The 15,023-nt window shown below is 50.8% G+C and carries 14 protein-coding genes; all 14 read left to right on the forward strand.

Features of this window, described 5'->3' with window-relative positions; genetic code table 11:
• Positions 1-47: 47 nt before the first annotated feature.
• The 14 genes from HMPREF2696_RS01340 (at position 48) to HMPREF2696_RS01405 (ending at position 14,937) form a co-directional block, all read left to right on the forward strand.
• Complete coding sequence (locus HMPREF2696_RS01340) at positions 48-884, forward strand: PHP domain-containing protein (protein WP_039862508.1); 837 nt, start codon at positions 48-50, stop codon at positions 882-884.
• Between the two features lie 135 nt (positions 885-1,019).
• Positions 1,020-1,862, forward strand: a complete 843-nt coding sequence (locus HMPREF2696_RS01345; RefSeq protein ID WP_039862509.1) for a class II glutamine amidotransferase — start codon at positions 1,020-1,022, stop codon at positions 1,860-1,862.
• A gap of 200 nt (positions 1,863-2,062) precedes the next feature.
• On the forward strand, positions 2,063-2,515 hold the full coding sequence (gene nrdR / locus HMPREF2696_RS01350; RefSeq protein WP_004520863.1) for a transcriptional regulator NrdR: 453 nt from the start codon (positions 2,063-2,065) through the stop codon (positions 2,513-2,515).
• A gap of 14 nt (positions 2,516-2,529) precedes the next feature.
• Positions 2,530-3,648, forward strand: a complete 1,119-nt coding sequence (gene ribD, locus HMPREF2696_RS01355) for a bifunctional diaminohydroxyphosphoribosylaminopyrimidine deaminase/5-amino-6-(5-phosphoribosylamino)uracil reductase RibD (RefSeq protein ID WP_049344287.1) — start codon at positions 2,530-2,532, stop codon at positions 3,646-3,648.
• Between the two features lie 560 nt (positions 3,649-4,208).
• Positions 4,209-5,516, forward strand: coding sequence for a nucleotide sugar dehydrogenase (locus HMPREF2696_RS01360; RefSeq protein ID WP_004520865.1), 1,308 nt, complete (start codon positions 4,209-4,211; stop codon positions 5,514-5,516).
• Positions 5,517-5,686: 170 nt separating this feature from the next.
• Positions 5,687-7,114 carry an oligosaccharide flippase family protein gene (locus HMPREF2696_RS01365; protein ID WP_070587530.1) on the forward strand — a complete coding sequence of 476 codons (1,428 nt, stop codon included), beginning with the start codon at positions 5,687-5,689 and terminating at the stop codon, positions 7,112-7,114.
• A gap of 42 nt (positions 7,115-7,156) precedes the next feature.
• A complete protein-coding gene (locus HMPREF2696_RS01370; protein WP_070503964.1) occupies positions 7,157-8,467 on the forward strand; it encodes an O-antigen ligase family protein in 1,311 nt (436 codons plus the stop codon).
• Positions 8,464-9,534, forward strand: coding sequence for a glycosyltransferase family 4 protein (locus tag HMPREF2696_RS01375; protein ID WP_070503967.1), 1,071 nt, complete (start codon positions 8,464-8,466; stop codon positions 9,532-9,534). Before HMPREF2696_RS01370 ends, HMPREF2696_RS01375 begins: the two co-directional genes overlap by 4 nt.
• Positions 9,535-9,547: 13 nt before the next feature.
• A complete protein-coding gene (locus tag HMPREF2696_RS01380; RefSeq protein ID WP_070503970.1) occupies positions 9,548-10,720 on the forward strand; it encodes a glycosyltransferase in 1,173 nt (390 codons plus the stop codon).
• On the forward strand, positions 10,713-11,330 hold the full coding sequence (locus HMPREF2696_RS01385) for a sugar transferase (protein WP_004520870.1): 618 nt from the start codon (positions 10,713-10,715) through the stop codon (positions 11,328-11,330). Before HMPREF2696_RS01380 ends, HMPREF2696_RS01385 begins: the two co-directional genes overlap by 8 nt.
• Complete coding sequence (locus tag HMPREF2696_RS01390) at positions 11,317-12,291, forward strand: ATP-grasp domain-containing protein (protein WP_004520871.1); 975 nt, start codon at positions 11,317-11,319, stop codon at positions 12,289-12,291. The genes HMPREF2696_RS01385 and HMPREF2696_RS01390 overlap by 14 nt, the downstream gene beginning before the upstream one ends.
• Entirely contained in the window at positions 12,284-12,976 is a 693-nt protein-coding gene (locus HMPREF2696_RS01395; protein WP_004520872.1) for an HAD family hydrolase, read from the forward strand. The genes HMPREF2696_RS01390 and HMPREF2696_RS01395 overlap by 8 nt, the downstream gene beginning before the upstream one ends.
• A gap of 13 nt (positions 12,977-12,989) precedes the next feature.
• Positions 12,990-13,769 (forward strand): methionyl-tRNA formyltransferase, encoded by a 780-nt coding sequence (locus tag HMPREF2696_RS01400; RefSeq protein WP_039862513.1) that lies wholly within the window; start codon positions 12,990-12,992, stop codon positions 13,767-13,769.
• Positions 13,762-14,937 (forward strand): DegT/DnrJ/EryC1/StrS family aminotransferase, encoded by a 1,176-nt coding sequence (locus HMPREF2696_RS01405; protein WP_004520874.1) that lies wholly within the window; start codon positions 13,762-13,764, stop codon positions 14,935-14,937. The genes HMPREF2696_RS01400 and HMPREF2696_RS01405 overlap by 8 nt, the downstream gene beginning before the upstream one ends.
• Positions 14,938-15,023: the final 86 nt, after the last annotated feature.

The following is a 15,023-nucleotide window of genomic DNA, read 5'->3' on the forward strand; positions in this document are numbered from 1 at the left end:
TCTGAAACGTTCAGACGGCCTTTTTTGAGAAAATTCAAAGCAAAACCATGATTGATTTACACTGCCATTCGACCGTTTCAGACGGCATGCTCTCCCCAACCGAAGTCGTCCGACTCGCCCGTCAAAACGGTTGCACCCTGCTCGCTCTGACCGACCACGACCACACCGGCGGACTGGCCGAAGCTCGCGCCGAAGCCGATACCCTCGGCCTCCCCTTCGTCAACGGCGTGGAAATATCCGTCACTTGGCGCGGCCGCACCATCCACGTTGTCGGTTTGGACTTTGACGAACACAACGAAACCCTGCAAAACCTGCTTGCCGAAGTCCGTAAAGGCCGTCTGAAACGATTGGAAGCCATCGCGGCAAAACTGGAGAAAAAAGGCATAACAGGCGCGTATGAAGGCGCGCTGGCATTGGCCGCCAACAAAGAAATGGCCAGCCGCACCCACATTGCCGAATTCCTCATCCGCGAAGGCCATGTTAAAAACAAACAGCAGGCATTTACCAAATATCTGGGCGACGGTAAATCCTGTTCCGTCAGACATGAATGGGCCACACTGGAAGACTGCGTAGCCGCGATTACAGGCGCGGGCGGCATGGCCATTATCGCCCACCCAATGCGCTATGAATTATCCGCCACCGCCAAACGAAACCTGTTCCAAGAATTTAAAAATCTCGGCGGCGCAGGGATTGAAGTGCACAGCGGCAACTGCTGTAAAAACGACCGCCTCAACTATGCCCTGCTTGCCGACCGCTTCGACTTTCTCGCCAGTGCAGGCAGCGACTTCCACCGCCCCAACGACTTCAGCGGCGGCATACTCGGCGCCTGCCCCGACTTACCCGAACAATGCCACCCGGTCTGGGAACACTTTAAGGCCGTCTGAATTTTTGACAGCAATTTTTCAGACGGCCCGCCAAGTATGAGACAGTTATCAACATATCACACTCTACATATTGAAACTGCCTGCCCGATACACCATAATAACCCCATAAATACCCCAAAAATAAAGGTTAACGCCATGTGCCAACTGCTCGGCATGAATTGCAACACTCCCACAGACATCATGTTCTCTTTTGAAGGCTTCCGCCGCCGTGGCGGCATTACCGACCACCACGCTGACGGCTTCGGTATCGGCTTTTTTGAAGGCAAAGGCGTACGCTTGTTTCACGACGACAAGCCCAGCGCCAACTCTCCCGTTGCCGACTTGGTGCGCGCCTATCAGATCAAGTCTGAAAACGTTATCGCCCATATCCGCAAGGCCTCGCAAGGCCAGACCTCGTTGGCGAACACTCATCCCTTCATGCGCGAGATGTGGGGCGAATATTGGCTGTTTGCACACAACGGCCATTTGATTGATTTTTTCCCCGAGCAGGGAGAGTACTACCACGCGGTCGGCACGACCGATTCCGAACGCGCGTTCTGCTTTATCCTCAACCGCCTGCGCAGCCGCTTTGCCACCAAACCCGAACCTGAAGTTTTGTTTGACGCCATTGCCGGCCTGACTCATGAAATCCGCCGCTTCGGTTTGTTCAACTTCGTCATGTCCAACGGCGACTGCCTGTTTGCCCACGCCAGTACCTTACTGCACTACATCGTGCGCAAAGCCCCGTTTGGCAAAGCGCGTTTGCTGGACGATGATGTGATGGTCGATTTTTCAGAAGTGACCACACCGAACGATAAAGTTTCCGTCATCGCCACCCTGCCCCTGACGCGAGATGAAACCTGGTCGCAATTGGCAGTCAATGAATTGGTGATGTTTCAAGACGGCGACATTGTCCTCAGCGACCGCCCCGACAATCCGGTTTACATGAGCGCGGAAGAAGGTTTGGAAATCGCCCGTGCCGTCGGCGTATCGGTTTGACGTTTGATTGGCTGAAAAACTCAAGGCCGTCTGAAAGGCTCAACTTCGCCAAAGTTGCCCTTTCAGACGGCCTTTTTATACATAAATTCTACGCAAAAGCCTTTACTATACGAAAATAACGCAATCCGCTACAATAATAGTTCACAAACAATAAATTCAATTGCTTAGCGACCTTGCCGAGCGTATGACAAGGAAACCCGATGAAGTGCCCGTTTTGCCAACACCCCAACACACAAGTAACCGACTCGCGATGGCTGGAAGACACCAACAGCATCCGTCGCCGTCGCAAATGCTTGGAATGCGGACAACGCTTCAGCACTTTTGAAACCGTTGAAATGCGGATGCCGCAAGTCATCAAATCCAACGGCACACGGGTTCCCTTCAATGCGCACAAACTGCAGACCAGCCTTGAGCGCGCGCTGCACAAACGTCCTGTCACACAAGAACAAATCGATGAAACCGTTGCCCTGATCGAGCAGCGCCTCTACCGTTTGGGCAAAAAAGAAGTCGCTTCGCACATCGTTGGCGAAATGGCGATGGAGGAACTGGCAAAAATCGACCAAGTTGCTTATGTCCGCTTCGCGTCCGTCTATAAAAGCTTTAAAGACGTTTCCGAATTCACCCAAGTCATCGCCGAATGCAAAGCCAAATAAGGCCGTCTGAAACCATGTTTTCCGCACTTGATACCCAAATGATGCAAACCGCCCTCGAGCTGGCCAAGCTTGGGCGGTTTTCTACTTCCCCCAATCCCCGCGTCGGTTGCGTAATTGCACACGGCGCACAAATCGTCGGACAAGGTTTCCACGTCAAAGCAGGCGAGCCGCACGCTGAAGTTCATGCGTTGAGGCAGGCCGGAGCGGCGGCCAAAGGCGCAACGGCCTATGTCACGCTGGAACCTTGCAGCCATTACGGCCGCACACCGCCATGCGCCGAAGCGCTGGTTCATTCCGGTGTAACGCGCGTGGTTGCCGCCATGACCGACCCTAACCCGTTGGTCTCAGGCAAAGGCTTATCCATGCTGGAAGCCGCCGGAATCCGTACCGAAAGCGGTTTGCTGGAAGCTCAGGCGCGCGAACTCAACCGCGGTTTCCTGTCGCGTATCGAACGCGGCAGACCGTTTGTCCGTCTCAAGTGCGCCGCCAGTTTGGACGGCAAAACCGCCCTTTCAGACGGCCGCAGCTTTTGGATTACCGGCGAAGCAGCACGCGAAGACGTACAAATTCTCCGTGCCGAAAGTTGCGCCGTTTTGACCGGTATCGGTACCGTACTTGCCGACAACCCGAAACTCAACGTTCGCAGCTTCCCCACCCTGCGCCAACCTGCGCGTATCGTCTTGGACAGCCGACTGCAAATCCCTTTGGACTGCCACCTCGTGACCGATACCGACAGCCCGACCGTTATCGTTACCCTTTCCTCAGACGAACAACGTTTGCAGGCGCTGGGTAAATTTGAACATATCCGCATCATCAGGCCGTCTGAGCACATCAACGGCCGCATCAATCTTCTTTCACTCATGCCGCAACTGGCAGAACTTGGCTTTGGCGAAGTTCTGGTAGAAGCCGGCTCAACACTTGCTTCAGCCTTCCTGAAGGATGACTTGGTGGATGAAATCGTCCTCTACCAAGCACCGAAACTGTTAGGCGCAGGCAAACCTCTTTTCTCCCTCCCTGAAAATCCGGCCGCCCTACTTTCAGACGGCCCTTGGCAAAGTCAATCGGTAGAAATCATCGGGCAGGACATTAAATGGGTTCTCCGAAAAAAAATCCGTCTAATTGCCTCAACTTAATAATTAAACCATTGTAAATAGAATATATCTATCATTTATATAGCAATAAATGTAATTTTTTCGTCAATATATTATAATGACTTTAGCGTATTCCAATTTAAAACTTTGACTTAAGTTAACTATCCTCAAGCCGATTGTCGACAAATTTTCCTTTTTTTCATCACGAAATAATGGATTATTAAGATAAGTTAAGCCACGAAAATTTATTAAAAGTTTTTATTCTAGAAGGGTTTTAAACGGCATAAACGGTAGTTTCATTTCATGAATCATACATTTGACAAAACAATATCTAAAATCAAAACATGTGGTTGAATGTAATTTCTAAAAATTAAGCATTCAAAAATACCGTTTCCATACCATAGAGGCCGCCTGAACGACCGTTAAACTTTTTTGATTGAGACGAATCAGATAAGTGCTTATGATTTTGTCTAATGTAATTATAAGTATGGTTTTAAGGCTTCACACGATACGGCAGCCGGCTATGGCTATGCGGTTGCAGCAAACAACTCAGGCATCGGGCAAACACTCCCGATTTACTCATTCATTACACGAAAGACATCATGAAAAACATTACGATACAAAAATTTGCCGATAAGACCGCAAAAATCGGCATCGTTGGCTTAGGCTACGTCGGTTTACCACTGATGTTGCGCTATGTGGATATCGGTTACCAAGTTTTGGGTTTCGACATTGACACCAACAAAGTCGACAAGCTCAACAAAGGCGAAAGCTACATCGAGCATATCCCTTCCGACAAAATTGCCGCTGCTTCCAACAGCCTGTTTGAAGCAACGACAGACTTCTCCCGCATCGGCGAAGTAGAAGCCGTCATTTTGTGCGTACCGACTCCGCTGAACAAATACCGCGAGCCGGACATGAGCTTTGTGATCGACACTACCGATGCGGTAAAACCTTACCTGCGCGCCGGCCAAGTGCTGTCTTTGGAATCCACTACCTACCCCGGTACTACCGAAGAAGAATTGCTGCCGCGCATGGAAGAAGGCGGCTTGAAAGTCGGTCAAGACGTGTTCTTGGTTTACTCTCCTGAGCGTGAAGACCCGGGTAACCCTAACTTTGAAACCCGTACCATTCCAAAAGTCATCGGCGGCCATACCCCTGCTTGTTTGGAAGTCGGCCTGGCGCTGTACCAACCTGCCATCGATAAAGTTGTTCCAGTAAGCTCCACCAAAGCGGCAGAGCTGACCAAACTTTTGGAAAACATCCACCGCGCCGTAAACATCGGCTTGGTGAACGAGATGAAAATCGTTGCCGACAAAATGGGCATCGACATTCACGAAGTCATCAATGCCGCTGCAACCAAACCGTTCGGCTTCGTTGCTTATTACCCAGGCCCTGGCTTGGGCGGCCATTGTATCCCTATCGACCCGTTCTACCTGACTTGGAAAGCACGCGAATACGGCGTAAACACCCGTTTCATCGAATTGGCAGGTGAAGTGAACTCCCACATGCCCGACTACGTTATCGAAAAAGTCGGCCTGGCTTTGAATGATCACAACCGTTCTATCAAAGACAGCAAAATCTTGGTATTGGGTATCGCCTACAAGAAAAACGTGGACGATATGCGCGAAAGCCCGTCCGTGGAAGTTATGGACCGCCTGCACAAACTGGGCGCAGTGGTTTCCTACTCCGACCCGCACGTTCCGGAGTTCCCGCACATCCCCGGCCACCACTACTTCGACCTGAAGAGCGAAGCGCTGACCCCTGAAACTGTCGCCCAATACGATTGCGTGGTTCTAACCACCGATCACGACAAATTCGACTATGACATGATTACCGAACATGCCAAGCTGATTGTCGATACACGCGGCAAATTCCCAGTGAAAAATCCTAAAGTCATCAAAGCATAATCTTGATTCAGACGCATCCGGCTGCCTCCGGTTTCCCCGACCGGGACGGCGGCCGGTTTCCCAAGGCCATTTGTTTTTTTCAGACGGCCTTGGCAAACCGGCAACGGTAACAACGCATCTCTTACGAAAAACGCTCAGCTCGAACTTCTGGCCGTCTGAAAACAAATAATATGAACGCGAAAAAAATCCTCGGCTACGCATTGGGCCCGGTAGGAAGCGCCGCTTTCGGCCTACTTTCCCTGCCGCTCATCTCATGGTACTTCCCTGCGGAAGACATCGGCCGTATCGTACTCTTGCAGACCATTGCCGGATTGAGCATCCTGTTGCTGGGCTTGGGGCTGGACCAATCCTATATTCGCGACTATTACGCCGTTAAAGACAAGGCCGCGCTGTTCAAATCCGTTTTTTTATCGCCATTGATTCTGACGGTGGCGGTTGTGGTTTTAGTGTTACTGATAAACGCATCATGGCCGTCTGAAATCATTTTTGACATCCCCAGTGCAAATTTGGGGATTCTCTTTCTGATTTTCTTAGCCACCACGCTGATTATCCGTTTTTTAGCCCTGATTTTACGGATGAAAGAGCAGGCATTGGCTTTTTCTGTCAGCCAGCTTGCGCCGAAATTTTTGATTTTGGTGTTGGTTTTTGCCGTAATCGCTTCCGGCCTGCCCGCCAATACCACTTCGCTGGTTTTTGCCTACACCGCCGCCCAAGTGCTGACCGTTGTACTGTTGATATATCAGCTGCGCCAAGACTTGCAAGCCGTTTCCCATGCAAAATGGTCGTCCGATCTGCATCGGGACGGCCTACGCTACGGCCTGCCGCTGGCATTCGGCAACTTGGCCTATTGGGGGCTGACTTCGATTGACCGTTTTGTCCTCAAAAACATCTCAGGCTTGGACGAGTTGGGTATTTATTCAATGGCGGTCAGCTTTGGTGCCGTCGCCTTGATTTTCCAAAGCGTGTTCTCCACCATTTGGGCGCCTTTGGTGTTCAAATGGGTAGAAGAAAAAACCAATCTGGACAAAATCGGCGACATCACGCTTTCCATGACCGTCCTCATCAGCGCAATGATTTGCCTCATCGGAATTTTCTCGCCGATGGCGACCTGGATACTGCCGGAAAAATACACGCAGGTTCAATTTATCCTGCTCTCGTGTATGCTCTTCCCCCTGTTTTACACGCTGACCGAAGTCAGCGGCATCGGTTTGAACGTCGTCCGCTCGACTTGGCTGATTACTGTCATCAACATCGTTGCCTTTATCGTCAATACCGCCCTGCTCTATCTGTTGGTACCGAAATTTGGTGCAAAAGGTGCAGCTATGGCCAGCGCAACGGCTTTTTGGCTGTTTTTCATCTTTAAAACCGAATTCTCTTCACGCCTGTGGCAGCCTTTGCCGCGCCTGAAGATTTATACCAACTCAACGCTCTGCCTGATAATCTGCCTTGCCTACACTTGGCTGGGTACGCGCGACAACTACATTTGGTTCGCGCTGGCATGGGCAGTCGGACTGGGTTTCCTGTTCCTAAAATACAAACACGCACTATTTGCCGCGACCGAAAAAATCAAAGCCAAATTAAACCGTTCGGCAAAATAGCCAACCTGAGATTCACGTCTCTACGATAACAACAGAACGACTATGAAAATAAAACGTCTGAACTTATACACTTACATTCTATACATCATGCTCGCAGCCTATATGCTGGGGCCCGCGCTGTCCTTTAAGGTCGGCGTACCGCGTATTGACAACCCGCTGACCCTGATATTTGTACTGCTTGGTTTTGTCGTATTTTTTCTGGAAAGCAAGCATATTCCGCGCAAGATTTTTGCCATGCTCTGCGCCCTGACCGCCATGTGCATCTGGCCCGCCATCCACATGGGCATTACGTCGCTGACGCCGACGCAGTACATGGATATTTTGTTTTTTATGGCGGTTCCGGCTTTCTTCTACTTGTTTTACCAAGTATTGAAGCGCGCCGACGACCCTTTGGGGACGATTCAGAAGTTCCTCATCGTATTTACGCTGTTTATCGCCGTACCGCCGTTTGCAGAACTGGCCACCGGTATTCAGTTTGTGAGTGCCAGCGATGAGTTGGCTATTGACGAAGGCTCGCTCAAAGGCTTGTTCTTTAACCCGAACAACCTCGCCGCCACCGCGGTCTGCCTTGCGCCTGCCATTTTGTTTTTCTTCCAACTCCAAGGGCGGAAACACAAAGAAAAACTACTTGGCTGGGGCTTGTTCCTGCTGTTGGGCATGGCCATTTTCGCCAGCGTATCGCGTACCGCCATCGGCTGCTACCTGTTGATTTTGTTGGTTTATACGGCCTATCGCAGAAACGGTTTTATTACGGTCGGCGTTGCTGGTTTGCTGGCATTGGTATTGTCGATGATTCCGTCACGCGCGATTGCGGAATTTTTGCTCTCACTCAACGGCAACCAGTTCTTAGAACGCTTTTCCAGCCGCGTGTACCTTTTCCTGTACGACTTGGGCAGCGACAACTCCGTGTCCTACCGTCAGGAGATTTACAACTACTTCTGGAACAATCCGCCCCTGCTGCTGACCGGCTACGGTCCTAAAAACTTCCGCGAATATTTCGGCGGCCATTTGAGCGGCAGCTTGGGCTTTGAAAACCCACACAGCTTCATCATCGAGCTGTATTTGGGTTTCGGCATGATTTCCTTGCTCGGCTTTATTGCTTTTGTGGCGTGTTATTTCCTCTACACCGCCTCAAACCGAGCAGTAACCGGCAAATCGCGCGTTTTGGCTTGGGTTGCCTTGGGCATTTTCCTGCTGGCCGGTTTTATTCCGTCCACCATTTTGCGTATGCCGTTTATCTGGCTGCCCTGCCTGCTGATTTTTATTTACAGCGTATTTGTTGCGCCCAAGCTGAAAGATATGGCCGCTTACGCATACAACGAAACACTATACGATACGAAGAAACCATCATGAAAATCATCCTGACTACCTCCATGTCCGGCCTCGGTGGCACTGAAAACGCCACTTTCCGCCTCGGCCGCCTGCTCAAACAACGCGGACACGATATCGTATTGGCCTCTTCAGACGGCCCTTTGATTCAGGAAGCGCAAGCATTGGGCATCCGTTGGCAGCCGATCGATTTTTACCAAGGCGGATTATTGGGTTACGTCAAAGGCATGTTCGCCTATATGAAACTGCTGAAAAAAGAGAAACCCGATGTGATTCACTGCCAAATGGCGCGTATCGTTCCGGCCTGCGCCATTGCGGCCAAGTTCGCTTCACCGAAAACCAAAGTGTTCTACCACGCGCGCGGCCTTGATCCGGAAACTTATCCGAAAATTGCCAAGCTTTTCGACAAGCTGGGCGTGTACATTATCGGCAACTGCAAACACGAACGCGAAAAACTCATCCGTTACGGTTTCCCTGCCAACCGCATTACCTACACTTACAACGCCCTGCACAAAGCAGATTTCGTTCCTGAAAAAACGGTCAAAGACTATGTCCAACTGGGCACACTTTCCCGTTTAGATACCGTCCGCGCCGTGCATTTAATGCTGGACATTTTGAAGAAAATGGTTGACCGCGGCATGCCTGTACGCCTTAACGTTGCAGGCATCGGCGAAGAAATGGACAACCTCAAAGCCCAAGCCAAACGTTTGGGCATTGAAGACCAAGTTACCTTCCTCGGCGGCGTCCGCGATTTGACCGGCTACTTCAAAGAAGTCGATATTTTGGTGAACACGCCGCATTGCGTGGGCGACCACGGCGCAGGTGTCGGCAACAATATTTTGGAAGCCGGCCTTTACGACACACCTGTCGTGACCTACAACATGGCGGGTATTTCGGAAATGGTCATCACCGGCCAAACCGGCTACTGCATTCCTTTCGGCGATGACGAAGCGTTTATCGAAGCCGTCGATACACTCATCAAGCATCCTGAGTTGCGCGGTCAAATGGGCAAAGCCCTGCACAAACACGTTGAGACCTTATGCTCCGACGATGAAATCTACCGCACCACCATGGCTGCGTACGAAATGTAAGGCCGTCTGAAACATGAACATTACCATCGTCGCCCCTTATTGCTCGCTACCGTCCGAGCCGCATTTCAACCGCTTCTGGTATCTTGCCGAGCTGTTGTCGCAGTCGCATGACGTGTTGCTGATTACCAGCAACTTCAAGCACTACGACAAATCTTTCAGACGGCCCGAAGATGCCGAGGCTGCCTCACAAGGCCGTCTGAAAGTCATACTGTTGGAAGAAAGCGGATACAGCAAAAACGTGTCTTTGGGACGCGTGACCAGCCATCACCGCTTCGTCAAACATTTTGAACAATGGTTGGAAAACTGCCGTCCGGGCGAACAAGACGTCGTCTTTTCCGCCTATCCGCTGATTGCCACCAACCTGCTGTTGGGCAAACACAAAGCGCGTTTGGGTTACAAACTGATTGTCGATGTGCAGGATGTATGGCCGGAGTCTTTCTCCTCGGTCATACCGTTTTTGAAAAAAGTACCGCACAACCTGCTGCCCTTTGCTTCACGCGCCAACCAAGCCTACCGCTACGCCGACGCACTGGTTGCCGTATCGCAGACTTATCTCGACCGCGCCAAAGAAGCCAATCCGAACGTACCTGGCGAAGTCGTTTATATCGGCGCGGATTTTCCCAAACTCGATGCCGCGCCTGCCAAAGATTTTGGCGACGACAAAACCCGCTTTTTCTACTTGGGCACGCTCAGTTACAGCTATGACGTGGAAACTGTGTGCAAAGGCGTTCGCAAGCTGTTGGATGCCGGCGAAAACGTCGAATTGCACATCATGGGTGGCGGCCCCGATTTTGACAGGCTCAAACAATATGCCTGCGACGGCATCAAGTTTTACGGCTACATTCCTTACGCCGAAATGATGTCGGTCGCCAAAGGCTGCGACATTTCCGTCAACGCCATCCACTCTTACGCCATGCAGTCGATTACCAACAAACTGTCCGACTATATGGCTTTGCAAAAACCGATTCTGAACAGCCAGGTCAACGATGAAGTTGCCGAAGTCCTTACCCTGCTGCCGCATGCGAACTATCGTTCCGGTGATGTGGACGGTTTCGTTCAAGCCGCCAAAGATATTTTGAAGCGCAAAAACGATCCTGTTCAGTCCGAAGAAATCGTCCGCCGCTTCAAACGCGACGTTGCCTATCAAAAAATCGTCAACCTGATTGAAAGATTAGCTCATGAATAAATTTTTCAAACGCCTGTTTGACATTATTGCCTCTGCTTCAGGGCTGATTATCCTGTCGCCTGTGTTTTTGATTTTGGTGTACCTCATCCGCAAAAACTTAGGCTCGCCTGTGTTCTTCATCCAAGAGCGACCGGGCAAGGATGGCAAACCGTTTAAAATGATTAAATTCCGCTCCATGCGCGATGCAATCGATAAAGACGGCAACCCTCTACCGGACAGCGAACGCCTGACCGATTTCGGCAAAAAATTACGCGCCACCAGTTTGGACGAACTTCCTGAATTATGGAATGTCTTAAAAGGCGAGATGAGTCTAGTTGGACCTCGTCCGCTGCTGATGCACTACCTGCCGTTGTACAACGACTTCCAAAACCGCCGCCACGAAATGAAACCGGGCGTGACCGGTTGGGCGCAAGTCAATGGCCGCAACGCCATTTCATGGGATGAAAAATTCGCCCACGATGTTTGGTACATCGACAACTTCAGCTTTTGGCTGGATATCAAAATTTTGTTCCTGACGGTTAAAAAAGTCTTCGTCAAAGAAGGCATCTCAGCCGAAGGAGAAGCCACCATGCCTTATTTCACGGGTAATAAAACTGATGAAAAAAAATAACATACTGATTCTGTCGGCAGGTCGCCGTGTCGAATTGGTGCAGGACTTCCAAACCGAAGCCGCACGTTTTTCAGACGGCATCGGCGTTTTTGCTACTGACCTCAACCCCCACATGTCTTCTGCCTGCCATGTTGCCGACCGCGCTTTCAGCGTGCCGCGCATCGATGCAGCCGAATACATTGACAGCATTTTCGAGCTGGCCAAACAACACGACATCGGTCTGATTGTGCCAACCATCGATACCGAGCTGCTCAAACTGGCCGAAGCACGTGACCGTTTTGAAGCTGAAGGAATACATATTGTCATTTCGGATGCAAAACTGATTACCCTGTGCCGCGACAAGCGCCTGACCGCAGGCCTGTTTGCACAATACGGCATCCGTTCGCCTGAAATTTACGAACGGGACCGCCTGGTTTTCCCATGTTTTGCCAAGCCTTATGACGGCAGCCGCGCCATCGGTGCGAAAAAAATCAACACACCGGCTGATTTGACTGTCGACATTACCGAAGACCCGAAAATGATGTTCGCCCAATACATCGATATTGAGAATACTTTCTCCGAGTTTACCGTCGATATGTATTACGACCGTCAAGGCCGTCTGAAATGCGCCATTCCTCGCGAACGTTTGGAAGTGCGCACCGGTGAAGTCAGCAAAGGCGCAACCCGACGCAATGCCCTGTATAAAGAGCTGGTTGAAAAAATGGCCGTATTGGAAGGCGCACGCGGCTGCATTACCGCGCAATTCTTCGTCAGCAAAACCGACAGCACGACCTACGGCGTGGAAATCAACCCGCGTTTCGGCGGCGGTTTCCCACTGACTTACGCAGCAGGCGGCAACTATCCGGGCTGGCTGATTCAAGAATACATCGGCGGCCAAGATGTCCCTTTCTCCGACGACTGGGAAAACAATTTAATCATGCTTCGTTACGATGCTAAGGTTTTGGTAAGAGAACATGATTAAGCCGGAAGAATCTGTCATCGTCTTCGATCTTGACGATACGCTTTACTCTGAGTACGACTACAAATGCTCCGGAATACAGGCAGTTGTAGGGACAATTACGTCGCTTTACCCGCAATACGATGCCGACGTACTAAATGAAATTGCAGACAATAAAAGTAAAGACTGGCTCGACAATTTGTGTCATCATTGCAAATTAAACGAACTAGAGAAACAATCACTTTTGTGGCAATATCGACTACATAGGCCTGTTATCCGACCTTATGTCGAACCGTCTTTTTTACGGAAGCTGATGCGCCCTTTTGCCGCACGCGCCCTGATTACAGACGGTCGCAGTCTGACACAGCGTTTGAAAATACAGGCCTTGGGTTTGACCGATTTGTTTGACGACATTTTGATTTCGGAAGCCATGCAATCGGAAAAACCCGACGATAAGCGTTTTGTCTTCCTGCAAAACAAATATCCGGCTACAAAACGTTTCATCTACATCGGCGACAACATCAAAAAAGATTTTGTCGCACCCAACAAACTGGGTTGGCTCTCCATAGGCATTATGCCTAAGCCGCACAATATTCATCAAGCCGAGCCCGAGCAATACGGTCGTGAATACCAGCCCACCCTTTGGATAAACACCCTGGAAGAACTGACTACACTGACAACTTCCGCCACCGAAAAAGCAAATGCATAAGGGACATTTCTCCATGAAAATCTTATTTATGGGTCGTAAACAGGTTTCCGCCAACCTGCTTCGTTTTTTGACCAAACAAGACCATATCGAAATCATCGGTGTCTTGACCGACAGCCATCTGCAAGGCTCGCCGACTACGGCCGCCGCGCAGGAATTGGGCTTGCCCCTGTACACCTTCGATACGGCTTTGGAAGCAATGCGAGAAGGCCGTCTGAAATACGATTTGGGCTTGTCCGTCCTTTACTGGCGCAAGCTGCGTGATGAATTCCTGAGCATTCCGACTTTAGGCACGATCAACTTCCACCCTGCGCTGTTGCCCGAATACAAAGGCACGGGCGGCTACAACCTGGCCATCATGGACGAGCTGAACGAATGGGGCAATACTGCCCACTACGTCGACGCTTCCATCGATACCGGTGAAATTATCGAAGTGGACCGTTTCCCTATCGACGCCGAAACAGAAACCGCCCAATCGCTCGAACGCAAAACCATGCAGGCATTGGAAGATTTCGCACGACGCATCATCACCCGCGCCATCGAGTCGAAAACCAAATTGCCAACCACGCCAAACATTGGTGGCCGCTACGTCAGCCGCGACGAGATGGAAGCCATGAAGCAAATCCACGACGGCGACAATATCGAGAAGAAAATCCGCGCCTTCTGGTTCCCTCCTTACGACGGCGCATACGTCGAAATCAACGGTCAGAAATACACCCTGATCAATCGCCAACTGCTGGAAGAAATCGCCCCCAAAGGCTCAACCAGTCTTTTCGCAGGAAAAACAAATGCTTAATACATCACTCTCCCCATGGCCAAGCTTTACTCAAGAAGAAGCCGATGCCGTTTCCAAAGTCCTGCTGTCCAACAAAGTCAACTACTGGACAGGTACGGAATGTCGCGAATTTGAAAAAGAATTTGCTGCTTTTGTCGGCACTCAATACGCCGTCGCCCTTTCCAACGGTACATTGGCTTTGGACGTAGCCCTCAAAGCAATGGGTATCGGCCAAGGCGATGATGTGATTGTCACTTCGCGTACTTTCTTGGCTTCCGCATCCTGCATCGTGACCGCCGGCGCAAATCCGGTGTTTGCCGATGTCGATTTGAACAGCCAAAACATCAGCGCCGAAACCATCAAAGCCGCTTTGACGCCAAACACAAAAGCCATCATCGTGGTTCACCTTGCCGGCATGCCTGCCGAAATGGACGACATCATGGCTTTGGCAAAAGAACATAACTTGTGGGTTATCGAAGACTGCGCCCAAGCGCACGGTGCGAAATACAAAGGCAAATCCGTCGGCTCTATCGGCCATGTCGGCGCATGGTCGTTCTGCCAAGACAAAATCATGACCACCGGCGGCGAAGGCGGCATGGTAACCACCAACGACAAAGAGCTATGGAGCAAAATGTGGTCGTACAAAGACCACGGCAAAAGCTACGATGCCGTGTACAACCGCGAACACGCACCCGGTTTCCGCTGGCTGCACGAAAGCTTCGGTACCAACTGGCGCATGTTGGAAATGCAGGCGGTCATCGGCCGCATCCAGCTCAAACGTATGCCCGAATGGACGGCGCGCCGCCAAGAAAACGCCGCCAAACTGGCTGAAAGCTTGGGCAAATTTGCCAGCATCCGTTTAGTCGAAGTGGCCGATTACATCGAACACGCGCAATACAAGTTCTACGTTTTCGTCAAACCCGAACACCTGAAAGATGGCTGGACGCGCGACCGCATCGTCAATGAACTGAACGCGCGCAAAGTCCCATGCTATCAAGGCAGCTGCTCCGAAGTGTATTTGGAAAAAGCCTTCGACAACACGCCTTGGCGTCCGAAAGAGCGTTTGAAAAACGCTGTCGAGTTGAGCGACACCAGCCTGATGTTCTTGGTGCACCCAACCCTGACCGATGAAGAAATTGCGTTCTGCAAAGAAAACATCGAAGCCGTATTGACTGAAGCCACGGCATAATCATTTTCAGACGGCCTGCAACTTCAGGCCGTCTGAAAAAAATAAAACAGCCTGCTTCAAACAATCCGTACCAAGCCACATTACAA

This window comes from Neisseria sp. HMSC058F07, assembly GCF_001810035.1.
GTDB lineage: Bacteria > Pseudomonadota > Gammaproteobacteria > Burkholderiales > Neisseriaceae > Neisseria > Neisseria perflava.